The following is a 20,740-nucleotide window of genomic DNA, read 5'->3' as shown; positions in this document are numbered from 1 at the left end:
TTGAAAGGGCCGAAAGGCAGGCGTGAAAGGACAAGACGTGCAGCAAAGCCGATTTCTGGATAGACGAACCCCGCCTCATATCCTGACGCTCGTCGTCTGCGCCGGACTTGGCGCCCTCTCGCTGAATGTCTTCCTGCCGTCGCTTTCCGCCATGGCCATCCATTTCGGCACCGACTATGCCGTCATGCAGCTCGCCGTCTCCGGTTATATCGCCGGTACCGCCTTGCTGCAGCTGGTGCTCGGTCCGCTTTCCGACCTTTTTGGCCGCCGCCGCGTGATGATCGGCAGCATCCTGATCATGCTGGTCGGCACGGTGATCTGCCTGATGGCCGCAAACGTCACCGTCTTCATGATCGGAAGGCTGCTGCAGACCGCGGTGGTCGCCGGTTTCGTCCTGCCGCGCGCGATCATCCGCGATACGGTGCCGATGGAGAACGCCGCCTCGATGATCGCCTATGTGACCATGGGCATGTCGCTGGTGCCAATGATCAGCCCGACGATCGGCGGCGCGCTCAACGACATGTTCGGCTGGGAGGCGAATTTCGCCTTGATGCTCGGCCTCGGCCTGTTGACCCTGACGCTCGTCTTTACCGACCTGGGCGAGACGAACCACACGCCGGCCGCCAGCTTCACCGCCCAATTCCGCAGCTGGCCGGACCTTTTCCGCTCGCGGCGCTTCTGGGGCTATACGTTTACCTCCACCTTCTCCTCCGGCGTGTTCTTCTCGTTCCTCGGCGGAGCGCCCTTCGTCGGCACGGCGATCTATCATCTGTCGCCGACCATGCTCGGTGTGCAGTTCTTTCTGATTGCGGCCGGCTACATGATCGGCAACTTCATTTCGGGCCGCTATACCCGCCAGTTCGGCACGATGACCATGATGATCTCCGGCAGCCTGGTCAGCCTTGTCGGCGTTCTCATCACCGCCGGGTTCCTCGTTGCGGAAGCGCCCTGGCCGCTTGCCTTCTTCGCGCCTCTGGCACTGACCGGCGTCGGCAACGGCCTCACCCTGCCGAGTTCCAATGCCGGCATCGTCAGCGTGCGGCCGCACCTCGCCGGCTCCGCTTCCGGCCTCGGCGGTGCGATCACCGTCGGCGGCGGCGCCGCGCTGTCGACCCTTGCCGCGGCGTTACTCAAGGAAGAGAGCGGCGCGATGCCGCTTCTCGTCGTCATGGGCGTCACGACCATCCTTGCGCTCGTCGCCACCGCCTATGTCCGGCAGATCGACCGCCGCGAAGGCGCGATCCCGACGAAGGATGAGGACTGATGACCACGCCCGCGGCTCCCCCCATCCGGCCTCCGGGCCTCGTCCTTGCCGGCGGCAAATCGAGCCGCATGGGCACCGACAAGGCTTTTCTCACCATCGGCGGCGACACGATCCTCGGTCATGTGGTGCGGCGGCTCCTGCCCCAGGTCTCGGAAATCACCCTCAACGCGCCGATCGGTTTCCCCAATCCGCTCGGCTTGCGCCTGCTGCCGGACTTTGTTCCCGGCCAGGTCGGCCCGCTTGCCGGCGTGCTCGCCGGCCTCCAAGACATCCAGGCCCGCGGCGTCAGAGCAACCCATCTCCTCACCGTCCCCTCCGACAGCCCCTTCGTACCCGCCGATCTCGCGCGTCGGCTCGGAGCTGAGGCGGGCGATCCAAACGCGATCGTCATCGCCGCCTCCGACGGCCGCGATCATCCGGTCTTCGGGCTCTGGCCGGTTTCCATCACCAGTGATCTGGAAACCTGGCTTTCCGACCCCGACAACCGGCGGATCAAGGCGTTCCTCGAGCGTCACCGCGTGGTGACCGCCGAATTCCCGATGGTCGAGACGACGCAAGGGCTGCTCGATCCCTTCTTCAACATCAACACGCCCGAGGATCTTCAAGAGGCGCGTCGTTTCGCCGAGGAGCTTTCATGACCCCTCCCCGCGTCTTCGGCATTTCCGGCTGGAAAAATTCCGGTAAGACGGGCCTGGCAGTGCGGCTGGTGGCGGAATTCACCCGCCGCGGCTACGCGATCTCGACGATCAAGCACGCGCACCACGATTTCGACATCGACAAGGTGGGGGCTGATTCCTTCCGCCACCGGCAGGCCGGTGCCCACGAAGTGGCGATCGTTTCCGGTACCCGCTTTGCGATCATGCACGAGTTGCGCGGTGCGCCGGAGCCGAGCTTCGAGGAAATCCTCTCCCGCCTCGCCCCCTGCGATCTGGTGCTGATCGAGGGCTACAAACGCGAGCCCGTCCCGAAGATCGAAGCCCGCCGCCTGGAGGCGAACAACCGCGAACCGCTGGCGCCGAGCGATCCCCACATCGTCGCGATTGCCGCCGACCACCCGGTCCCGGATGCCACCATCCCCGTCTTCGACCTCGACGATACGAACGCGATCGCCGATTTCATCGCACAGGTGACGGGGCTTCCCCCTAGGCCTTGCCCTGATGCTCTACAAGATAGCGCGTAGCAAGTGCGACGTGGCGAGGAATAGGCTTGTTCTTACGGTAGTCGGCGACGAGCCGGCGCGAGATCTCCAGGGCCGACGCCATCCCGTCCAATGTCATGCCGAGCTCATCCATAGCGTTGCGAAAATCACCGTTGTCGAATGTGACTGGCGGTAGCGCGGCGAGCCATACGGCTGAGAATTCAAGGTCCTCCCCCGGCCATTCCAATGCGTTGCGATATTCGCTAACCCGCATTTTCCGGAAGAGATCATCGTCCTGTCGAAGCGGAATGTAGATGCGGCGGCTTTCCAGTGCGGGCGCCAGATCGACGACCTTCGTCTCTCCATCTTCCCAGACTATCCTCACCTTACGCCCTTCCAGCGCATCAGCGTCCGCTATCCTCGGCAAAGGCCCACCAACGGTGACAATCTCCTCACCTTTCATTGAGGCGCTCCCAGGCTTCATTCAACACCTTCCTGTTTTCCCGTACCCAAACCAACGCGCGATCCAGGCTTCGCCGGTCGATGGAGCCTGCAAGAATTTCCAGGTCCGATAGGCGGACCAGGACTTCGTGATCCGGCGTAACGATATGAAAATGTGGCGGATGATGATCGCCGGCAAAAATCTGAATCTTCAGATTTCCGAGTTTTATGATTGTCGGCATCACCTATCCCCGCGACGCCATAAAAATAGTGCATTCAGCGCACTATTTCAAGATGCAAAAAGCCGCCGGATCGCTCCGGCGGCTTTGGTTCGAGGTGCCTGAACCTTACTGGTTCGAAGCGACCGGTTTGACCAGCGGTGTGATGCGGCGCACGGTCACGCGGCGGTTTTCCTGTTCGGGTCCGTCGGTGCGGACCTTGAGGTAACGTTCGCCGTAGCCCTGCGTCGCCAGGTTTTCCGGCGGGATGCCGAATGCGTCGGTCAGCACCCGGGCAACGCTTTCAGCGCGTTCGTCGGAGAGGACGAGATTGCTGTCGTCGGCACCGACGGCATCCGTATGACCTTCGATCAGGAAGGTTTCGGAAGGATCCCGCTTCAGGACCTTGCTGATCGCGTCTGCGACCTTGCGCAGCGAACTCGCCTGGTTCATCGGGATTTCGGCACTGCCGGTGGCAAAGGTGACCGTATCCAGGTCGATACGCGGCACCTTGTCCCGGATGCGGGCGGAGTAGCGCACTTCGTCCATCGAATAGACCCGCTCGACCCGCTCGACCGGCGGCTGTTCCAGGAACTCGTAATAATCCCGGTCCGGCTCGGTCGAGGTGTCGATGATGTAGTTGTCCAGCGGCACGCTCAGCCGCATCGGCGGCAGGTCGTCACCCGGATCGCGCCAGACGTAGTCGCGACCACGGCGGTTATCCATCAGCTCCGGTGAGTAATAGAGGACGTATTCCTCGCCGCCCCTGACGATACGCGAGCGCTGGACGATCTCGCCATAGCTGTTACGGACGGTGACGATCCGCGTACCGTCGTCGCGCACGATGACTTCGCGCACCCGGCCGTCGCGGAGCTGCTCGTATTGCGGCGCCCGATCGCGATCGTTGTAGAAACGACGGCTGTCGTCATGGCGAACCACGGTCTGGTTGTCGATCGAGATGATCACCCGGCCGCCATCCCGGTCGCGACCGCCGTTACGGTCACGGCTGCCGCCGAGGCCCGCTGCGTCGCGGAAATCCCAACCGCGGGGCCGTTCGAACTGCGGACGCTGGTCAAGGCGCTGGCCGCGCTCTTCCGACAGCTGACGAAATTCCTGCAGCTGCTCGCGGGTGGCACGCGTGCTGCCCTGAGCCTCTGCGTCGGTTTTCGGCGGTGCAAGCTGCTGCTGGTCGGCCTGCTGCGGAGCTTGGCGGCGCGGACGCTCTCCATCCCGCGGCGGACGTGCAGAGGGTGCCTCCTTGGCGCTGTCGAGCACGGCTGCCCCGTTCTGAACGGGCAGTACGACCTGCTCGCCGCTCTTGGCCGCAGCCGGATCCTTTGCAAGTTCCTTGGCGCGTTCGACCTGCTGAGGCGTGGTCGCCGTCTGGGGCGCGGTCGGTTGGGTGCCCGGCTGGGCTCCGGTCGCCTGCTGGCCCTGCGGTTGGCCCGGCACCGGCTGGCCCTGAGGCACCACTGGCTGTCCTTCGGTGGTTTGACGGCGCGGCATCTCGCCGGCAGGCGGCTGGCCGGGAGCGGCCTGGCCATTTGCCGGCGGCTGCTGGTTGCGCCTGTCCTGCGCGGTTCCGGTGCCCGGAGCCTGTCCAGGGACCTGAGCCGGCGCCTGGCCGGTGGCGTTGCCGCTGGCCGGCTTTTCAGGCGCTGCTCCCGGCGTCGCAGCGCGATCGGTAGCCGGTGGCTGTGTCGGCTTTGGTGTTTCGGCCTGCTTTTCAGCGGGAGCTGCCTTGGGCTGCTGGGCATTGCCGATGGCCGGCTTTTCAGGTGTCGCTTCCGGCGTCGCGGCACGATTGGTCGCAGGCGGCTGCGGCTTGGGGGTTTCGGCCTGCTTCTCGGTCGGGGCTGCCTTCGGCTGCTGGGCGTCGCGGCGCACGGGCGCCTCAGGTGCTGCTTCCGGGGTTGCGGCGCGATTGGTTGCCGGCCGTTCCGGCTTCGGCGTTTCGGCCTGCTTTTCTGCAGGAGCTGCCTTCGGCTGCTGGGCTTCCCTTGCGGCCGGCGGCTCGGTGCGGGGTGTCGCCTGCTCGCGCTGGCGGCGCGGCTGGGCGTCGTTTCCGCCTTGACCCTGGCCGGTCTCCTGCTGCTGACGGCGCGGACGCTCCTGGGCGGGCGCCTCGGCTGCCGGACGCTCGGCCTGCGGAGCCTGGCGAGGTGCTGCTTCGCGTGGGGCGGCTTCCGGCTCAGCCTTGCGCTGGCGCTGCGGCTGTTCCTGCTGCTGAGCCTGAGGCGGGGCCTGCGGCCGTTCGGCCGGGGCCTGCTGCTCCTCCGGCTTTAACTTGCGGCGCGGACGCCCCTCGCCTTCCTGCCCTTCCGGAGGGACAATGATTTGCTGCTGGACTTCGACGATGCCCGGCATCTGGGCGGCCTCAACGGCGGGTCTCGTCTCCATAGCGGGTTTCAAGGGGACAGCACCGGCCGGCTGAAGCATCAGCGGCAGCGACACGAAAGGTGCTGCGACACTGGCGAACAGTCTGAATTTTTTCGACATGGACATTTCCTCTTCTAGGGTGTCATCCCTTTCATGCGCGTCCTTTATTGCCTTTTTCGGCGGACTTACGCGGCGGCTCAACTGTATTGCACCAAAATGGTTCCGTTGCAGCCTGTTGCGGATGGCCTGAACCTCGCATGAATGTGTTGTTCATCAGCTGGTGGCAACCAGACGTGCACGTAAAATGCCGTTGCAATTTTTCCCGAGCAGGTATCTAAAAATCCACTCGGAGCCCGCCTGCATGCGTGCCCCGTCTCCCTGCGGCCGAAAAAGACCAACACCGCAGGTTGCCAACAGAGAGGATCAAAATGAACATCTCCACCCGATTCCTTGCTGCCGCCTCGATCGCTGCCCTGTCGCTTTTCGCCGGTTCGGCGATGGCTCAGGAGAAACTCGTGATCGGCACCGAAGGCGCCTACCCGCCCTTCAACAACCTGGAAGCCAACGGTCAGCTCACCGGTTTCGACGTCGATATCGCCAAGGCGCTCTGCGACGAGATGAAGGTCACCTGCACCTTCGTCACCAACGACTGGGACGGCATCATTCCGGCGCTGCAGTCGAAGAAATTCGATGCGATCATCGCTTCAATGTCGATCACCCCCGAGCGGAAGGAGCAGGTCACCTTCTCGAAGAAATACTACAACACGCCGCCGGCCATCGCCGTCCCGAAGGATTCGCCGATCAAGGAAGCGACCGCCGCCGGCCTCAAGGGCAAGACGATGGGCGCGCAGGGCTCCACCACCCATTCGAACTATGCCGAAAAGCATATGCCCGACTCGGAGCTGAAGCTGTATCCCACAGCTGACGAATACAAGCTCGACATCACCAACGGCCGCATCGATGCCGTCATCGACGATGTCGTCGTGCTGTCGGAATGGGTCAAGTCGGATGCCGGCAAATGCTGCAAGATCCTCGGTACCCTGCCGATCGACGTCGAGATCAATGGCGAAGGTGCGGGCATTGCGGTCCGCAAGGGCGAAACGGCGCTTGCCGACAAGTTCTCGGCCGCCATCGTCGCGATCCGCGCCAACGGCAAGTACAAGGCCGTCAACGACAAGTATTTCGATTTCGACGCCTACGGCAAGTAATCGACCGGAGAACCCGGTTACCGCGCGGCGGGAGGCTTGCCCTTCCGCCGTTTTTCTTTTTAATGGCGTAACACAAGACAAAAGCGGCACACAAAAAGGCCGCAGGGGAAAACGACCTTATGAGCGGATTCTTTTCCGCCCTCTTTTCGGTGCTTGATCCGCTTTGCGGGCCTGTCGGGCTTTTTTCACTCTTCGGTTCCGGTAGCATCGTTGCCTGCGGCGAGGCCGGGTGGGGCGACGAGATCGCCTTCGGCGTCAAGGTGACGATCACGCTCGCCCTCGCCACCCTGCCCGTCGGGCTGATCATCGGCTTCCTGATCGCGCTGGCGGCGCAGTCCGAGGACAAGCTGCTGAGGCTTGCCGCCGGCATCTACACGACAATCTTCCGCGGCCTGCCGGAACTGCTGACCCTGTTCATCGTCTATTACGGCCTGCAGATCCTCATCCAGGCTGTGCTCGCTTCCTTCGGCTATGCCGGGCGCGTCGAGATCAACGCCTTCATCGCCGGCATGGCGGCGCTCGCCGTCGTCTTCTCCTCCTATTCCTCCGAGGTCATGCTGTCGGCGTTCAGGGCGATCCCGCGTGGCCAGTACGAGGCAGGCGATGCGCTCGGTCTACACCGTTCGCGCACCATGCTTCTCGTCATCCTGCCGCAGCTCATCCGCATCGCGCTGCCCGGCCTTACCAATCTCTGGCTGATCCTGCTCAAGGACACGTCCTATGTCTCGGTGATCGGGCTTGCCGACATCCTGCGCCAGACGGGCATTGCGGCGCGCGTCAGCAAGGAAGCCTTCTTCTTCTACGGCATCGCCTGCCTGCTCTATCTGATCCTCGCGATGATCTCGTCCGTCGGCCTCGGCTTCGTCGAGCGCTGGGCGAAACGTTCGGAGGGGCATCGATGAGTTACGTCAAGGAACTGATCCCGCCCCGCGCGCCTCCGGCCCTGATCGAAAAACCGCTGGCGCCGGCGCGCATTGCCGGCATCGTCGTGCTGGTGGTGTGGGCGGCCCTTGCGATCGCGCTTGCCTTCATGATGATCAATGGCTGGAACGAGGACAAATTCCTGCGCTACGGCCCGCGTTACCTCCACGGCCTCTGGACCACCATCTCGCTGGTCGGCCTCGCCGTCGTCCTCGGTGCCGTCCTGTCGGCGCCGATCGCCTTTGCACGGATGTCGAGTAACAAGGCGCTGAACGCCATCGCCTACGCCTATGTCTACGTGTTTCGAAGCACGCCGCTGCTCGCCCAGCTCTTCCTGATCTATTACGGGCTCGGCAGTTTCCGCCCGCAGCTCGAATCCGTCGGCCTCTGGTGGTTCTTTCGCGAAGCTTGGTATTGCGGCCTTTTTTCGCTGACGCTCAACACCGCTGCCTATCAGGCGGAGATCCTGCGCGGCGCGATCGAAAGCGTGCCGCGCGGCCAGCACGAGGGCGCGGCCGCACTCGGCCTTTCGAAACGCAACGCCTTCCGCAAGGTCATCCTGCCCCAGGCGCTGATCGTCGCACTGCGCCCTTACGGCAACGAGATCGTGCTTCTGATCAAGGGATCGGCCGTCGTCGCGATCGTCACCGTCTACGACCTGATGGGCGAGACGCGTTATGCCTTCTCCCGCACGTTCGACTACCAGAGCTATCTATGGGCGGCGATCTTCTATCTCGCCATCGTCGAAGCGCTGCGGCACCTCTGGGCCTTTATCGAGGCGCGCCTGACGCGCCATCTGAAGCGTTAGCAGCACTCGGAATTCATAGCTGCTAACATACTGAAAATTATCACAAATGTGCTCTTAAGGCGCAATTGTAAAGCTTCGGTTAAACATGGCATGTTCTCCTATCGAATGACGCAACGACGTCAGTTCGAAACAACAAACGGGAACTGCTTGCATGTCTGAAATGGAAATGATGCTGAAAGGCTACGGGCTGACGACCGCCCAGATCTTCTACCACCTGCCGGACCATCCGGCCCTGCTGCAAAGCTATGTCTGGCAGAACTACGACCTCGCCCCGGACTTCCCGGAGATGAACGGTTTTCTCAAATTCTGGCAGGAGAAGCTCGACGGGCCGCTGCATTCCGTCCGCTATGTCCATCGCAAGCTGATCTCGGCCAGCGAGTGGCGGGCCGTCAAGGGCGAGATCATCCTGCACTAGGAAACAGCGGCCTCGCGTTTCAGACGTGGACTTCGCCATGGGCGAATTCGCCGTCGTCCGGCTCGCGATGCAGGGCTGAGAAAATCACGGCAGCATAAAGGACCGCGACGAGCGCAATCACGCTCCATCCCGGCAGCGGACCGAGCGCGGCGTTGTTGACCGCCTCCGACCATGAAAAGACGACATCCGCCTCAGTATCGTTGGGCAGGAGTTTGGGCGTCGAGATCTTCAGAAGCCACGCCATCAGCAGGATGGCGTACATCCAGACGTAGTTGCGCCTCACCCGGCGAAAAAGCGCCTCGCGATAACTGATCAGGAAACAGGGATTGCGCAGGCTCGTGGCGATCGCCTGTGCCCAGTCGGGCTTGAGGTCCGCCTGCGGATAAAGCGCCTGCGCGAAATAATGGCGTTCCAGCTTGCGAACCCTTGCGCGGTAGACGTCGAAGAAACGGTAGCGCCGTGCTTCGATCAGGAGAAGCAACGAGATCAGCAGCATCGCAAACAGAACCACGCCGTGATGCGATGTCGGCGTCGACAGCGAGACCGACAGGAGCGCCGCCACCACCGTGATCGACCAGTTCGAGGTGCGGTCGATGCGGTCGCGCCAACTGGTCATCCGCCCGAGTTCGCCGCGGTAATAGTGGATGATCACATTGGCCTTTTCGGCGGAGGTCATCGGCAGCGACGGCGCGCGCCGCTCGACGTTTTGCTCCAGCACGCTCTTGCCCTCATCGGCTGGCATGACCTTCTCCCGGAGGTGGTTCTCAAAAAGCTGTTCTACTTTGACTTTTCAACGAATGAGCACCCGCCGCGTTCCCCCTGATGGACAAATGCCGGCCAGCGGCTTAAAGCCGCTTGCAAAAAGAAGGACGCTGGCCATGAAGAAGATCGACGAGGAAGCCCTGGCAGAGGCCTATAACCGCGCGCTGGCGCTGGAAAAGGCGGGCGATATCGATGCTGCCGTCAAGGCCTACGAGCAGGTGCTCGAACTCGATCCCGAGGACCACGGCGGTGCCGCCGTGCGCATCGCAGCCATGGGCCGCGGCGAGACGCCCCCCAAGGCGCCGGACGCCTATGTGGAAACCCTGTTCGACCAGCACGCCGAAAGCTTCGAGGACATTCTCGTCGAGCAGTTGGGCTATGCCGTGCCGGTAATCGTGCGCCAGCGCCTGCAGGAGCTGAAGCTCGGGCCGTTCAAGCGGATGCTCGATCTCGGCTGCGGCACGGGGCTTACCGGCGGCACGCTGCGCGACATGGTCGACGACATCACCGGCATCGACATTTCCGAAAACATGGTTGAAATCGCCCACGAAAAGGATCTCTACGAGACGCTTTACGTGGCCGAAGTCGAGGATTTCCTCGAAGACAATGACGATGAGCCCTTTGACCTGGTAACCGCCACCGACGTGCTGCCCTATCTCGGCGCGCTGGAACCGCTGTTCTTCGGCGCGGCAGAAAACATGGCTCCCGGCGGCCTGTTCGTCTTCTCCTCGGAGACCCTGCCCGACGAGAGCTTTGCCGGCCGGCCCTACATCGTCGGTCCGCACCAGCGTTTCGCCCATTCGGAAACCTATGTCCGCGAACGCCTCGCCGCCACCGGCTTCGAGCTTCTCGAAATCTCCGACATCAACGTCCGAATGCAGGACGGCAATCCGACGCCGGGCCATCTGGTGATCGCGCGGCTGATTGTAAAGTCGTGATCGCAGGTTGAGAGCGCAATGGCAATTCTCGGCGCCGTCACAGGTCGTGACAGGCGCCGACAGCGACCAAGTGAAATCATCCTAGTGTTCGCGAGCCATCTTCTCATCGTCCCTCTTCATCGATAGTTTGCCTCCGCAACGGAGGGATTCGGATGACGCCGCAGCGCTATCTTCTTGCCCAGGCCTATAACAACGCATGGGCCAACCACCGGCTGCTGAAAGCCTGCGGAGAGCTTTCGCGCGAAGAGCTGGATGCGATGCGGGTCAGCTTCTTCCCGTCGATCATCCATACGCTCAACCATATCCTGACCGTCGACTGGCTCTATATCAGCGCGCTCGAAGGCGATTGCCTCGGCCCCGCCGCCTTCGAGCCGGAGATTCCCTGCCCGCTCTTCGCCGATCTCGATCGCGAGCAGCGTGCCGCCGATCGCCGCCTCATCGACCACTGTCGAAGCTTGGATGAGAAAACGATCGCCGAGGACATCCGTATTCCCCGGCGCACCTTCGTGCAGGTCGAACCTGCCGATCGGCTGCTGATGCATCTCTTCCAGCACCAGATCCATCATCGCGGCCAGGTTCACGCCATGCTGTCGGGAACCACCGTTCAACCGCCGCAGCTCGACGAGTTCTTCTGCATGGGCGAAGACCAATTGAGAAAACAAGATTTTGCCGAACTGGGCTTCACCGAAGCCATGATCTGGAGTTGACCATGCTGTATTTCGTCATCAAGGCCCTGCACATTCTGTCCGACTTCCTGCTGATCGGCGGCATGCTGATCAACGCCTTCGTCATCGGCATGGTGCCGCCGACCATCCGCACCGGCGTCATCTCGGCGCTCAGGAAATACGACCGCACCGTCACCACGGCCGCACTCGGCGGCGCCTGGCTTTTCGGCCTGTGGCTCGCCTTCGGCTACGGTTTCTATACTTCCGGCTGGTTCGGCTTCAAGTTCCTGATCGTCCTCATGCTGTCGGCGCTGCACGGCATGCAGGGCGCCTGGATGCGCCGCATGGAAGCCGATCCACATCTCGATCCGCCGGCCTTCGTGCGCGCCGGCCTGCCGATCGTCCTCGGCTCGGTCGTCGTCATCGTCGCGCTCGCGGTCATCAAGCCGTTCTGAGCCAATCCTTGGCAATTTTCAGTGTCCGGCCAACGGAACCGCCGATCGAAATCTGCGCTTTTCACCGAACTGCGCTTTTCCGGAGGTCCGCTTTGCTCTAATCCTCTGGCAACAAAATTCTGGAGGTTCAGCATGGCGAAAGTGGCGTTCATCGGTCTCGGGGTGATGGGTTATCCCATGGCCGGGCATCTCAAGGTCAAGGGCGGCCATGACGTCACCGTCTATAACCGCACGGCTGCCAAGGCCGAGGACTGGGCGAAGAAGTTCGGCGGCAAGGCCGCAGCGACGCCGGCGGAAGCGGCCAGGGATGCCGATTTCGTATTCGTCTGCGTAGGCAACGACGACGATCTCCGCTCGGTGACAATCACCGAGACAGGCGTTCTCGCCGGCATGAAAGCGGGCGCGATCCTGATCGACAATACGACAGCCAGCGCCGAAGTCGCCCGCGAACTCGATACCGCGGCCCGGGAAAAGGGCGTCGGCTTCATCGACGCGCCGGTTTCCGGCGGCCAGGCCGGCGCCGAAAACGGCGTCCTCACCGTCATGTGCGGCGGCGACGAGGCGACGTTCGAAAAGGCCAGGCCGGTGATCGACGCCTATGCCCGCATGGTTGGCCTCATGGGTCCGGCAGGCGCTGGCCAGCTCACCAAGATGATGAACCAGATCTGCATCGCCGGCCTCGTCCAGGGGCTCGCTGAATCGATCCATTTCGGCAAGCAGGCCGGCCTCGACATCGAGAAGGTCATCGAGGTGATCTCCAAGGGTGCAGCCGGCTCCTGGCAGATGGAAAACCGCTACAAGACGATGAATGCCGGCAAATACGATTTCGGCTTTGCGGTCGACTGGATGCGCAAGGATCTCGACATCGTGCTGACCGAAGCCCGTCGCAACGGCGCCAAGCTGCCGGTCACGGCCCTCGTCGACCAATTCTACGGCGACGTCCAGGCGATGGGCGGCAAGCGCTGGGATACATCCTCGCTGCTCGCCCGGCTCGAAAAGAAATAGGCCGCCCATGATCGGCCCCTCCTCCGACGTCGCCGGGATCATTACGCATCTCGAAACGCTGCGCTCGGAGGAGAACATTTTAGGGATGGCCCGGTTCGGCATCGTCACTGACCGGGCGATCGGCATCTCCAATCCCGAGATGCAGAAGATCGCGCGGGCCGTCAAACGCGATCACGGCCGGGCGCTGGACCTCTGGCGCACCGGCATCCGCGAAGCCCGCATGCTGGCGATCTATACCGCCGATCCCGCAGCGCTGACTCCGGCCGAGGCGCGCGGATGGGCGGAGGAATTTGCCTCTTGGGAAATCGTCGACACCGCCGCCGACCTTTTGACCGAGACACCGTTCTGGCAGAACCTAGTTGCCGACTTCGCCGCGGACGACCGCGAATTCGTCCGCCGCACCGCCTTTGCAATGATCGCCGGCGCCGCCGTGCACCGCAAACAGGAGCCGGACGACACCTTCGTCGGCTATCTGCCGCTGATCGAGGCGCATTCCGCCGACCCGCGCAATTTCGTCAGGAAGGCGGTCAACTGGGCGCTCCGCAATATCGGCAAGCGCAACCGAACCTGCCACGTCCCTGCCCTGGCACTTGCCGAAAAGCTCGCCGCCTCGCCGGACAAGACCGCCCGCTGGATCGGCAAGGATGCGGTGAAGGAATTGTCGGGCGAGAAGCTTCTGGCGCGACTGAGGGCCTAGCCGGCTTTACCCATCCGGTATTGCCGCGGCGTCGCGCCCGCAAAGGTCCGAAACGCCTTGATGAAGGAACTCGTGCTTTCGAACCCGCAAGCGAGGCCGATTTCGGTGATCGACTCCCGGCCGGCGAGCAGCATCTCCTTGGCCCTCACCATCCGCGCCCGATGCCGGAAATCGCGAAAACTCATGCCGAGCTCCGCATCGAATTTTCGTGCCAGCGTCCGTTCCGAAAGTCGGGCAGCCTCCGCAAGGGAGCCGAAATCAGGATCCTGGTCGAGATCTTCCAGCATCCGCGCGACGGAGACCGCCATGCCGGGCGACTGCGGTTTCGGCAACCACGTCTCGTCCTCCTCCGCAGCCAGATCCCGCGCGACGGACGCAAGCGCCTTGAAGAAGGCATTCGCGGTTTCATCGCATGAAGGGCGCCCGGAATCCCAACGCATGACATACAGGATCATCTGCCGCGCCAGATCGGAAAGGCCGAAGACCCGGCAGATCGGCAGCGGCGCATCGAATTCGCTATCGCCGAACAGAACAGAGGACGCCGTGGCCAGCCCCTTGCTGCGCACCGCGATGACCGTTCCCCTTGCGATCAGCGCCGCCCTTTGTGGTGGCAGCATCCAGCGGCGGTGGCCGATATCGAGAACGAAGGTGCCGGTCGAGGCGTAAAGCAGGTAATCGGCATCGAAGGCCCGTTCGATTTCGAACGGCTCGTCGAACACCCGATGATAGGCATGAGAAATCGTCGCCATCGCCGCCGGACTTGCCCTATGCCGCCTGCTGTCCCCGCATCTGCTTTAGCAGTTCGGTGGTGTCGAGCAATGCGGAATGATGGACGATCTTGCCGTCCGTCAGGACGAAGGTCCGGTAGGCGCGCACGCGGATGGGATTGCCGGAGGGTTCGACGCCCTTGAAAGCCGCCTGGTGCGTGCCGCGCAATGTCAGCTCGCACATGACGCCATCGTCCTCGGCAGTCATCCGCTCGATCGCCCAGACCGCATCCGGCATGATCCGCTTCTGCACCGCCACCATGGCGCAATGCCCTTCCGCGCTGGCCGGCGAATAGGCGGCCTCTTGATAGTCGGCTGCGAAAAAATTCCCGAAGCGCTCGATCAGACCGCGGTTCCAGATCTCTTCGATATATCCGCGGATGATCGCTTTATTGGCCTTGGCCTGGTCCTGCATGTCGAGCTCCATCTGTTTCGATGAAACCCAGATAAAACCAAACGGGCCGTTTCAACTCAGCCCGTCCTGCCAGAAAATGATCCCAATCCGCCAAACGGCGAACTATTCTTCGCCTGACTTCTGGTTGTCCAGCGTCATGTAGTCGAGCGGCAGTTCGGTCGTGTACTTGATCTGCTCCATCGCAAAGACCGACGAAACGTCGCGGATTTCGATCTTGGCGATCAGGCGCTTGTAGAAGGCATCATAGGCGCCGATGTCCGGCACGACGACGCGCAGCAGGTAGTCGACGTCGCCGCTCATGCGGTAGAATTCGACCACTTCCGGGAAATCGACGACGACTTCCGAGAACCGCTTCAGCCATTCGATCGAGTGGCTGGCAGTGCGGATCGAGACGAACACCGTGACCTTGGTATTGACCTTGACCGGATCGAGCAGCGCCACGCGGCGACGGATGACGCCATCCTCTTCCATCTTCTGGATGCGGCGCCAGCAAGGCGTGGTCGACAGGCCGACCTTCTTCGCGAGGTCCGCGACGGCGAGAGTGGAATCTTCCTGCAGAATGCGCAGTATCTTACGGTCGAGGCGGTCCATCAGAGTCCTTTCGAAATGATTTTTCGTTATACACCGAATTCGCGGCAGTTAACCGAAATTTGTTTCTCGTATCAAGCTATCCACATGCTGTCGCAGCACCGGCAGCAGATCCGCCTCGAACCACGGATTCTTTTTGAGCCAGCCGGTATTGCGCCAGCTCGGATGCGGCAGCGGCAGTATCCTCGGCCCCTGGTTGGCGAAAACATAGTCTCGCCAGTTCGCTACCGTTTCCGTCATGCCCTTGCGTCGCCGGCTCCCCAGATGCCAGGCCTGCGCGTAGCTGCCGACCGCCAGAACCAGTTCGATCTGCGGCATGGCGGCGATTACCCTGGCGCGCCAGAACGGCGCGCATTCGAGCCGCGGCGGCAGGTCGCTGCCCTTGGCATCATAGCCAGGAAAACAGAAGCCCATCGGCACGATCGCAAACTTCTGCGGATCGTAGAACTCTTCGCGGGTCACTGCCATCCAGTCGCGCAAGCGGTTGCCGGAAGCGTCGTTGAACGGCAGCCCGCTCTCGTGCACCCGAAGCCCCGGCGCCTGGCCGGCGATCAGCACCCTCGCGGTCTTCGACAGCACGGCGACCGGCCGCGGCTCATGCGGCAGCCGGTCACCCTCGCCTTTCGCGGGCGCGTCGCGACAGATGCGACAGGCAGCGATTGCGCCGGCCAGGCCGCCGATATCCTCCTCGCCGTCGGCGATATCATCCCTGTTCACTGCCAGCCTGTCACCCGTTTCATCCAATCCCAAAATGCCTCCACCACGCTTGAATCGTCCATCATGCCGCGGCTGGTGCGCCAATCGCGCGGGCTTTCGAACGGGCCGGCCCACAGCCCCAGCCGTTCGCGCCGCGCTGCCACCTGTTCCTGTGCATAACGCCCCGAGGCGACCGCGAGGCCTTGCCGCACCAGCGTGCCGTTGACGCTCGTCGCGCCTGAACGGCAGCGCACCAGGAGCCGGCGATATTTGTCGCGCTCGCGACCGAGGCATTCCGTCTCACCGCCTGCGACGAGGCGCATCAGCAGCCGTCTCGCCTCTTCCCCACAGGCCCATGGCCTGCCGCGACCGTCTTCGCAGGTCTGGTCGAGTTCCGGCGCATCCATGCCCTGCAGCCGCAGGCGCTCGCCACCCACCGCCAGCGTATCGCCGTCGATCACATGGAACGGGCCATGCACGACGCTATCGGCCGCCTCGTCCAGCTTGGCGGCGATCAGCACCAGAAGGATGAAGAAGGCCACGAGAAACGCGCCATCGCGAAAAACCCTGAACGTTCGAGCCACAATCCAGCCTTATTGGAAAACGGAAGCTTCAGGAAAATGGCAAACAAAACCTTTCCCGGCAGTACTCTCTTAAGGATTTGGACATACTCTCTCAACACCCGGGGTATCAGTTCAGTGGCCATGAGTAGCGGCGTCAGCACATCGACCGACAAGAACATCGTTGATCGCTCGCGCGGCCACCGCAACAAGGCCGTCTCTAAAGCCGTGCGCGCCACGCGTGAACGCCTGCAGTCCAGCTCCCAGGGCAATCAGATCTTCGACCGCGATATGATTGCCATGCACGTCAATGCCGTGCTGCAGGGCGCATCGGTCATGCCGATCTTCATCGTCGTGGTGACGGCGATCGGCATCTACCTCAATCCGAACGCCAATCTCTTTGCTTGGGCGCTGCTGATGTTCAGCGTCCATGCGATCAATGTGCTGCTCGCCCGCCGTGCGAGCCGCGCGGACATCGCCTCGACCGAGGTCCAGAAATGGCGCCGCAGGCTGCTCGCCGCGCAGATGATCGTCGGTGCCGGCTGGGCACTGTTTGCGCTGCAGAACTGCAATGCCTGTTCCGGCGACAGCTATTATTTCTACAAGGGCGCCGTCCTCCTCTTTGCGATCTCGATCACCGCGATGAGCAGTTTCATGCTGCGGCTCGGCGTGCTGTTCGGTTTCCTGCCGATGATCCTGGCGCTGCTCGCCACCGCCGTCCTGTCGCGCAATGTGCTCGATATCGGCATGACGGCGATCTGCGCCACCGCGGTCGTCTTCTTCCATTATATCGCCGACCGGCTCTATCGCTCCAACCTGACGCTGATGTCCTATCAGTCCGAAAAGGACGACCTGATCGCAGAGCTGGAAGTGGCCAAATCCATGTCGGACGAGGCCCGCCGCCGCGCCGAGGAGGCAAACCTTGCCAAGTCCCGGTTCCTCGCCTCCATGTCGCACGAATTGCGCACGCCCCTCAACGCCATCCTCGGCTTCTCCGAAGTCATGAGCTCGGAGGTCCTGGGGCCGCTCGCCAATCCGACCTACAAGGAATATGCCGGCGACATCCACCGTTCCGGCCAGCATCTCCTCAACCTGATCAACGAGATCCTCGACCTGTCGCGCATCGAGGCCGGCCGTTACGATCTCGCCGAAGAATCGCTGTCGCTGCTGGAGATCGCCGAGGATTGCATCGGCATGGTGCAGCTGCGCGCCAGTGCCAAGAACATCTCGATCAGCCAGCAGTTCGAGCCCCATCTGCCGCAGGTCTGGGTGGATGAAAAATCGATGCGCCAGGTTCTCCTGAACCTGCTTTCGAACGCCGTCAAATTCACGCCCCAGGGCGGCGAGGTTACCGTCAAGGTCGGCTGGACCGCCGGCGGCGGCCAGTATGTGGCGATCAAGGACAACGGACCCGGCATTCCGGAAGAGGAAATCCCGGTCGTGCTCTCGGCCTTCGGCCAGGGCTCGATTGCCATCAAGAGCGCCGAACAGGGCACAGGCCTCGGCCTGCCGATCGTCCAGGCGATCCTTGCCAAGCACGACGGCCAGTTCATCCTGCGCTCCAAGCTGCGCGAAGGCACCGAAGCGATCGCCATCCTGCCAGCGACACGCGTCCTGCAGAGCGTGCCGGCGGTTGCCGACGCACAGACCGTCGCCCGCCGCCGCAAGAGCTTCGCCTGAGGCGATCGACCTCTTTTGCACCGGCTGGTTTCGGTGCATAATGCGAAGCATGACCAAACTTCTCGACCGCGCCATCGAAGCAGCCAAGGAACTCCCTGCCGAAATGCAGGATGAGATCGCCGCGATTCTTCTGAGCTTCATGGGTGAGGATGGCGGGGAGGTCTATCAGCTTACGCCGGAGGAAGAGGCCGACCTGGAAGAGGCCGATCGCGAAATTGAGCGCGGAGAGATCGCGACGGAAGAGGACGTCCGCGCGATGTGGGCCAAATACCGCCTGTGAAGCTTCGTTATACGACCAGAGCTCTCCGCGAAATCGACGAGGCGATCTCCTATATCGGCAACCATTCTCCACAAGGTGCAGACAACGTCGCGGCGCGTATCCGCGAAGCATTGACGTTTTTGAGCGAGCAGCCATTCGCGGGCAGCGTCACCTCGCGAAAAAACACCCGCCGCTTTTTTCTCAAACCCTATCCTTACACGGTCTATTACCGGGTTGGTGCTGACGAAATCATCATTCAGCGCTTCCGCCACACATCTCGCAAAAGTTAGTAATGGCCAATCGTCACCGCGCTAAACACGTAAAGCGTGGCCCGCCGTTGCCGACCGTCGCCCGCCGCCGCAAGAGCCTCGCCTGAGGCGAGCGGCCTCTTTTGCACCGGCTGGTTTCGGTGCATAATGCGGCCATGACCAAACTTCTCGACCGCGCCATCGAAGCAGCCAAGGAACTCCCTGCCGAAATGCAGGATGAGATCGCCCGCGTCATGCTTAGGCTCGTGAGCAAAGACGAGCCGGTGCATCAGCTCACTCCCGAAGAGGAAGCCAGTTTCGCCAAATCGCTGGACCAGGCCGCTCGGGGTGAATTTGCGCCAACCGAGCAGGTTCAGGCCATCTGGTCGAAATACGCGCAGTGACGATCCGCTTCACCCCTGAAGCCGCCATCGAACTTGAGGATGTCCTCAGTTATCTAGCCGCTCATTCACCGGAAGGCGCCCGCAATGTGGGCGCGCGGATTCAGCAGGTTTTGAGCAATCTCTCTGAGTATCCGCTGACCGGTATGCGCACCAGCCTTGAACCGATGCGGCGGGTGGCGGTGACGCCTTACCCATATCTCATATTTTATCTGCCCGGCGATGATGAGATCATTGTGGTCGGCATACGCCACGCTGCACGTGACCCATCATCGATGCCGGACCAACTGTAACGGGTGGTTATCCCCACAAGCTCCCGACCACCACATAAACCACGAAAAACCCGTTGGCGCAGAGCAGGCAGAACACGGCGAACGAGCCGAGATCCTTGGCGTGGCGGCCGACGGTGGAGATTTCCGGGGAGATGCGGTCAACCAGTTCCTCGATCGCCGTGTTCAGCGATTCGACCGCAAACAGCACCAGCATCAGGATGGCCAGAACGAAATAGTCGAGCGCGCCGGCGCCGACGATCGCAAACAGGACGATGGCCGCCGCGCAGGCGATCACCTCGTGGCGAAAGGCTTCCTCCTGCCACAGGCGCACCAGCCCCTGCATGGAATAGCGGAATGCCGCGATCACCCGGCGGATGCCGGTCGCCCTTTCGATATTGCTGTCGAGCGGCGTCTTTTCCATCGGAGCTCAGTGGCTCTTGTTGCTGACGCCGGCCTGCTCGAAGGTCGCCATGCCGGAATGGCAGGCGGCGGCGGCCTTGACGATGCCGGCCGCAAGTGCCGCACCGGTGCCCTCGCCGAGCCGCATGCCGAGCGCCAGAAGCGGCGTCTTGCCGAGCCTTTCGATCGCACGCAGATGTCCCGGTTCGCCGGAGACATGTCCGATAAGGCAGTGGTCGAGCGCTGCCGGATTGGCGGCCTTGAGGATCGATGCCGCTGCCGTCACCACGTATCCGTCAAGCAGGACCGGGATTTTTTCGACCCGCGCGGCAAGGATGGCGCCGGCGATCGCGGCGATCTCGCGGCCGCCGAGGCGGCGCAGGATTTCCAGCGGATCGCTCAGGTGGTCCTTGTGGAATTCGACGGCAGCCTTCACCGCGGCGATCTTGCGCTCCATGAATTCGCCATGCGACCCGGTGCCGGGACCGACCCAGTCCTCCGCCTCGCCGCCATAAAGCGCGAGGTTGATGGCGGCAGCGATCGTCGTATTGCCGATGCCCATTTCGCCGATGCAGAGAAGGTCGGTGCCGCCGGCGATCGCTTCCATCCCGAAGGCCATGGTCGCGGCGCAGTCGCGCTCGGACAGGGCTGCCTCGCTGGTGATGTCACCGGTCGGGTAGTCGAGCGCCAGATCGAAGATTTTCAGGCCGAGGTCATGGGTGACGCAGATCTGGTTGATCGCCGCACCGCCGGCTGCGAAATTCTCGACCATCTGCTGGGTCACCGACGACGGGAAAGGGGTCACGCCGTGGCGGGTCACGCCGTGATTGCCGGCAAAGATTGCCACAAGCGGCCGATTGACGGCCGGCGCCCGGCCCGTCCAGGCGGCAAGCCAGAAGGCGATTTCCTCGAGGCGGCCGAGAGCACCCGGCGGCTTGGTGAGCTGCGCATCGCGCTCGCGCGCCGCAACCAAGGCCCGCGGATCCGGTCCGGGAAGGTTCTGCAGCAGGACACGGAAATCATCGAAAGGCAGGCCGCTCACGCTCATGAAAGTCTCTCTTGTATCTCGGTCTCGCATATCGGCGGGAAAACTTGTCTTTTCCCGCAAATCGCGCTTGTGTGAGCAAACTCATAGTCGGGT

28 protein-coding genes are annotated in these 20,740 nt (G+C 62.6%); 17 read left to right on the top strand and 11 right to left on the bottom strand.

Features of this window, described 5'->3' with window-relative positions; genetic code table 11:
• Positions 1–37: 37 nt before the first annotated feature.
• Genes C5J26_RS08390 through mobB form a run of 3 tightly spaced genes read left to right on the top strand, consistent with a single transcriptional unit; the run spans position 38 to position 2,444 of the window.
• Positions 38–1,264: a multidrug effflux MFS transporter gene (locus C5J26_RS08390; RefSeq protein ID WP_105401316.1), complete on the top strand. Its 1,227-nt coding sequence runs from the start codon at positions 38–40 to the stop codon at positions 1,262–1,264.
• Complete coding sequence (gene mobA / locus C5J26_RS08385) at positions 1,264–1,902, top strand: molybdenum cofactor guanylyltransferase MobA (protein WP_105401315.1); 639 nt, start codon at positions 1,264–1,266, stop codon at positions 1,900–1,902. Before C5J26_RS08390 ends, mobA begins: the two co-directional genes overlap by 1 nt.
• Positions 1,899–2,444, top strand: coding sequence for a molybdopterin-guanine dinucleotide biosynthesis protein B (gene mobB, locus C5J26_RS08380; RefSeq protein WP_105401314.1), 546 nt, complete (start codon positions 1,899–1,901; stop codon positions 2,442–2,444). Before mobA ends, mobB begins: the two co-directional genes overlap by 4 nt.
• Here the strand turns inward: mobB and C5J26_RS08375 are convergent.
• The 3 genes from C5J26_RS08375 to C5J26_RS08365 form a co-directional block, all read right to left on the bottom strand.
• Entirely contained in the window at positions 2,407–2,865 is a 459-nt protein-coding gene (locus C5J26_RS08375; RefSeq protein WP_172724308.1) for a DUF2442 domain-containing protein, read from the bottom strand. The two genes, mobB and C5J26_RS08375, sit on opposite strands and share 38 nt — an antisense overlap.
• Positions 2,855–3,085, bottom strand: coding sequence for a DUF4160 domain-containing protein (locus C5J26_RS08370; protein ID WP_245441123.1), 231 nt, complete (start codon positions 3,083–3,085; stop codon positions 2,855–2,857). Before C5J26_RS08370 ends, C5J26_RS08375 begins: the two co-directional genes overlap by 11 nt.
• 105 nt (positions 3,086–3,190) lie before the next feature.
• Complete coding sequence (locus tag C5J26_RS08365; RefSeq protein WP_105401312.1) at positions 3,191–5,560, bottom strand: OmpA family protein; 2,370 nt, start codon at positions 5,558–5,560, stop codon at positions 3,191–3,193.
• Between the two features lie 308 nt (positions 5,561–5,868).
• Between C5J26_RS08365 and C5J26_RS08360 the strand changes: the two genes are divergently transcribed.
• The 4 genes from C5J26_RS08360 (at position 5,869) to C5J26_RS08345 (ending at position 8,792) form a co-directional block, all read left to right on the top strand.
• The gene (locus C5J26_RS08360; RefSeq protein ID WP_105401311.1) at positions 5,869–6,648 is read left to right on the top strand and encodes an ABC transporter substrate-binding protein; all 780 of its coding nucleotides are present in this window, start codon (positions 5,869–5,871) and stop codon (positions 6,646–6,648) included.
• Positions 6,649–6,767: 119 nt separating this feature from the next.
• The gene (locus tag C5J26_RS08355; protein ID WP_105401310.1) at positions 6,768–7,550 is read left to right on the top strand and encodes an ABC transporter permease; all 783 of its coding nucleotides are present in this window, start codon (positions 6,768–6,770) and stop codon (positions 7,548–7,550) included.
• Positions 7,547–8,377 carry an ABC transporter permease gene (locus C5J26_RS08350; protein WP_105401309.1) on the top strand — a complete coding sequence of 277 codons (831 nt, stop codon included), beginning with the start codon at positions 7,547–7,549 and terminating at the stop codon, positions 8,375–8,377. Before C5J26_RS08355 ends, C5J26_RS08350 begins: the two co-directional genes overlap by 4 nt.
• 151 nt (positions 8,378–8,528) lie before the next feature.
• The gene (locus tag C5J26_RS08345) at positions 8,529–8,792 is read left to right on the top strand and encodes an usg protein (RefSeq protein WP_105401308.1); all 264 of its coding nucleotides are present in this window, start codon (positions 8,529–8,531) and stop codon (positions 8,790–8,792) included.
• 19 nt (positions 8,793–8,811) lie between these two features.
• Here C5J26_RS08345 and C5J26_RS08340 read toward each other — a convergent pair whose 3' ends face one another.
• Positions 8,812–9,534, bottom strand: a complete 723-nt coding sequence (locus C5J26_RS08340; protein WP_105401307.1) for a DUF2270 domain-containing protein — start codon at positions 9,532–9,534, stop codon at positions 8,812–8,814.
• 136 nt (positions 9,535–9,670) lie between these two features.
• Between C5J26_RS08340 and C5J26_RS08335 the strand changes: the two genes are divergently transcribed.
• The 5 genes from C5J26_RS08335 (at position 9,671) to C5J26_RS08315 (ending at position 13,314) form a co-directional block, all read left to right on the top strand.
• Positions 9,671–10,492, top strand: a complete 822-nt coding sequence (locus tag C5J26_RS08335) for a class I SAM-dependent methyltransferase (protein ID WP_037082404.1) — start codon at positions 9,671–9,673, stop codon at positions 10,490–10,492.
• Between the two features lie 152 nt (positions 10,493–10,644).
• Positions 10,645–11,199, top strand: a complete 555-nt coding sequence (locus C5J26_RS08330; protein WP_105401306.1) for a DinB family protein — start codon at positions 10,645–10,647, stop codon at positions 11,197–11,199.
• 2 nt (positions 11,200–11,201) lie between these two features.
• On the top strand, positions 11,202–11,612 hold the full coding sequence (locus C5J26_RS08325; protein WP_046630484.1) for a CopD family protein: 411 nt from the start codon (positions 11,202–11,204) through the stop codon (positions 11,610–11,612).
• 105 nt (positions 11,613–11,717) lie between these two features.
• The gene (locus C5J26_RS08320; RefSeq protein WP_256386073.1) at positions 11,718–12,617 is read left to right on the top strand and encodes an NAD(P)-dependent oxidoreductase; all 900 of its coding nucleotides are present in this window, start codon (positions 11,718–11,720) and stop codon (positions 12,615–12,617) included.
• A 7-nt stretch (positions 12,618–12,624) separates the two neighbouring features.
• Complete coding sequence (locus C5J26_RS08315; RefSeq protein ID WP_105401304.1) at positions 12,625–13,314, top strand: DNA alkylation repair protein; 690 nt, start codon at positions 12,625–12,627, stop codon at positions 13,312–13,314.
• Here C5J26_RS08315 and C5J26_RS08310 read toward each other — a convergent pair.
• From C5J26_RS08310 to C5J26_RS33190, 5 genes are all read right to left on the bottom strand, one after another.
• Positions 13,311–14,063 (bottom strand): AraC family transcriptional regulator, encoded by a 753-nt coding sequence (locus tag C5J26_RS08310; RefSeq protein ID WP_105401303.1) that lies wholly within the window; start codon positions 14,061–14,063, stop codon positions 13,311–13,313. The genes C5J26_RS08315 and C5J26_RS08310 overlap by 4 nt on opposite strands.
• A gap of 16 nt (positions 14,064–14,079) precedes the next feature.
• A complete protein-coding gene (locus C5J26_RS08305) occupies positions 14,080–14,496 on the bottom strand; it encodes an ester cyclase (protein WP_172745786.1) in 417 nt (138 codons plus the stop codon).
• 102 nt (positions 14,497–14,598) lie between these two features.
• On the bottom strand, positions 14,599–15,087 hold the full coding sequence (locus C5J26_RS08300; protein ID WP_046637655.1) for an Lrp/AsnC family transcriptional regulator: 489 nt from the start codon (positions 15,085–15,087) through the stop codon (positions 14,599–14,601).
• 48 nt (positions 15,088–15,135) lie between these two features.
• Positions 15,136–15,801 (bottom strand): uracil-DNA glycosylase family protein, encoded by a 666-nt coding sequence (locus C5J26_RS08295; protein ID WP_245441122.1) that lies wholly within the window; start codon positions 15,799–15,801, stop codon positions 15,136–15,138.
• Positions 15,798–16,322: a thermonuclease family protein gene (locus C5J26_RS33190; RefSeq protein ID WP_245441121.1), complete on the bottom strand. Its 525-nt coding sequence runs from the start codon at positions 16,320–16,322 to the stop codon at positions 15,798–15,800. The genes C5J26_RS08295 and C5J26_RS33190 overlap by 4 nt, the downstream gene beginning before the upstream one ends.
• Positions 16,323–16,484: 162 nt before the next feature.
• Here C5J26_RS33190 and C5J26_RS08285 point away from each other — a divergent pair, with 162 nt between their 5' ends.
• The 5 genes from C5J26_RS08285 to C5J26_RS08265 all read left to right on the top strand — a co-directional run bounded on the left by C5J26_RS08285 (position 16,485) and on the right by C5J26_RS08265 (position 19,221).
• Positions 16,485–18,020, top strand: a complete 1,536-nt coding sequence (locus tag C5J26_RS08285) for a HAMP domain-containing sensor histidine kinase (protein WP_105401299.1) — start codon at positions 16,485–16,487, stop codon at positions 18,018–18,020.
• Positions 18,021–18,069: 49 nt separating this feature from the next.
• On the top strand, positions 18,070–18,300 hold the full coding sequence (locus tag C5J26_RS08280; protein WP_105401298.1) for a hypothetical protein: 231 nt from the start codon (positions 18,070–18,072) through the stop codon (positions 18,298–18,300).
• Complete coding sequence (locus C5J26_RS08275) at positions 18,297–18,569, top strand: type II toxin-antitoxin system RelE/ParE family toxin (protein WP_245441120.1); 273 nt, start codon at positions 18,297–18,299, stop codon at positions 18,567–18,569. The genes C5J26_RS08280 and C5J26_RS08275 overlap by 4 nt, the downstream gene beginning before the upstream one ends.
• A 134-nt stretch (positions 18,570–18,703) precedes the next feature.
• Entirely contained in the window at positions 18,704–18,931 is a 228-nt protein-coding gene (locus C5J26_RS08270) for a hypothetical protein (RefSeq protein WP_105401452.1), read from the top strand.
• Complete coding sequence (locus tag C5J26_RS08265) at positions 18,928–19,221, top strand: type II toxin-antitoxin system RelE/ParE family toxin (protein ID WP_172745785.1); 294 nt, start codon at positions 18,928–18,930, stop codon at positions 19,219–19,221. Before C5J26_RS08270 ends, C5J26_RS08265 begins: the two co-directional genes overlap by 4 nt.
• A 7-nt stretch (positions 19,222–19,228) precedes the next feature.
• Here the strand turns inward: C5J26_RS08265 and C5J26_RS08260 are convergent, their stop codons facing one another.
• Positions 19,229–19,621 (bottom strand): diacylglycerol kinase, encoded by a 393-nt coding sequence (locus C5J26_RS08260; RefSeq protein WP_105401295.1) that lies wholly within the window; start codon positions 19,619–19,621, stop codon positions 19,229–19,231.
• 6 nt (positions 19,622–19,627) lie between these two features.
• Entirely contained in the window at positions 19,628–20,647 is a 1,020-nt protein-coding gene (gene cobT, locus C5J26_RS08255) for a nicotinate-nucleotide--dimethylbenzimidazole phosphoribosyltransferase (protein ID WP_046669555.1), read from the bottom strand.
• Between the last annotated feature and the right edge of the window lie 93 nt (positions 20,648–20,740).

This window comes from Neorhizobium sp. T7_12, from assembly GCF_002968535.1.
In the GTDB taxonomy this organism is placed as follows: domain Bacteria; phylum Pseudomonadota; class Alphaproteobacteria; order Rhizobiales; family Rhizobiaceae; genus Neorhizobium; species Neorhizobium tomejilense.
The sequence above is the reverse complement of the archived record's forward strand: the minus strand, read 5'-3'. Positions and strand labels throughout refer to the sequence as shown.

Excerpts from the sequence above, each read along its gene's own strand:
- C5J26_RS08330 (WP_105401306.1), top strand. The coding sequence starts at position 10,645 with ATGACGCCGCAGCGCTATCTTCTTGCCCAGGCCTATAACAACGCATGG.
- mobB (WP_105401314.1), top strand. The coding sequence starts at position 1,899 with ATGACCCCTCCCCGCGTCTTCGGCATTTCCGGCTGGAAAAATTCCGGT.
- C5J26_RS08375 (WP_172724308.1), bottom strand. The coding sequence starts at position 2,865 with ATGAAAGGTGAGGAGATTGTCACCGTTGGTGGGCCTTTGCCGAGGATA.
- C5J26_RS08315 (WP_105401304.1), top strand. The coding sequence starts at position 12,625 with ATGATCGGCCCCTCCTCCGACGTCGCCGGGATCATTACGCATCTCGAA.
- mobA (WP_105401315.1), top strand. The coding sequence starts at position 1,264 with ATGACCACGCCCGCGGCTCCCCCCATCCGGCCTCCGGGCCTCGTCCTT.
- C5J26_RS08335 (WP_037082404.1), top strand. The coding sequence starts at position 9,671 with ATGAAGAAGATCGACGAGGAAGCCCTGGCAGAGGCCTATAACCGCGCG.
- C5J26_RS08325 (WP_046630484.1), top strand. The coding sequence starts at position 11,202 with ATGCTGTATTTCGTCATCAAGGCCCTGCACATTCTGTCCGACTTCCTG.
- C5J26_RS08305 (WP_172745786.1), bottom strand. The coding sequence starts at position 14,496 with ATGCAGGACCAGGCCAAGGCCAATAAAGCGATCATCCGCGGATATATC.
- C5J26_RS08355 (WP_105401310.1), top strand. The coding sequence starts at position 6,768 with ATGAGCGGATTCTTTTCCGCCCTCTTTTCGGTGCTTGATCCGCTTTGC.
- C5J26_RS08270 (WP_105401452.1), top strand. The coding sequence starts at position 18,704 with ATGACCAAACTTCTCGACCGCGCCATCGAAGCAGCCAAGGAACTCCCT.
- C5J26_RS08370 (WP_245441123.1), bottom strand. The coding sequence starts at position 3,085 with ATGCCGACAATCATAAAACTCGGAAATCTGAAGATTCAGATTTTTGCC.
- C5J26_RS08345 (WP_105401308.1), top strand. The coding sequence starts at position 8,529 with ATGTCTGAAATGGAAATGATGCTGAAAGGCTACGGGCTGACGACCGCC.
- C5J26_RS08285 (WP_105401299.1), top strand. The coding sequence starts at position 16,485 with ATGAGTAGCGGCGTCAGCACATCGACCGACAAGAACATCGTTGATCGC.
- C5J26_RS08340 (WP_105401307.1), bottom strand. The coding sequence starts at position 9,534 with ATGCCAGCCGATGAGGGCAAGAGCGTGCTGGAGCAAAACGTCGAGCGG.
- C5J26_RS08365 (WP_105401312.1), bottom strand. The coding sequence starts at position 5,560 with ATGTCGAAAAAATTCAGACTGTTCGCCAGTGTCGCAGCACCTTTCGTG.
- C5J26_RS08300 (WP_046637655.1), bottom strand. The coding sequence starts at position 15,087 with ATGGACCGCCTCGACCGTAAGATACTGCGCATTCTGCAGGAAGATTCC.
- C5J26_RS08360 (WP_105401311.1), top strand. The coding sequence starts at position 5,869 with ATGAACATCTCCACCCGATTCCTTGCTGCCGCCTCGATCGCTGCCCTG.
- cobT (WP_046669555.1), bottom strand. The coding sequence starts at position 20,647 with ATGAGCGTGAGCGGCCTGCCTTTCGATGATTTCCGTGTCCTGCTGCAG.
- C5J26_RS08350 (WP_105401309.1), top strand. The coding sequence starts at position 7,547 with ATGAGTTACGTCAAGGAACTGATCCCGCCCCGCGCGCCTCCGGCCCTG.
- C5J26_RS08260 (WP_105401295.1), bottom strand. The coding sequence starts at position 19,621 with ATGGAAAAGACGCCGCTCGACAGCAATATCGAAAGGGCGACCGGCATC.
- C5J26_RS08310 (WP_105401303.1), bottom strand. The coding sequence starts at position 14,063 with ATGGCGACGATTTCTCATGCCTATCATCGGGTGTTCGACGAGCCGTTC.
- C5J26_RS08280 (WP_105401298.1), top strand. The coding sequence starts at position 18,070 with ATGACCAAACTTCTCGACCGCGCCATCGAAGCAGCCAAGGAACTCCCT.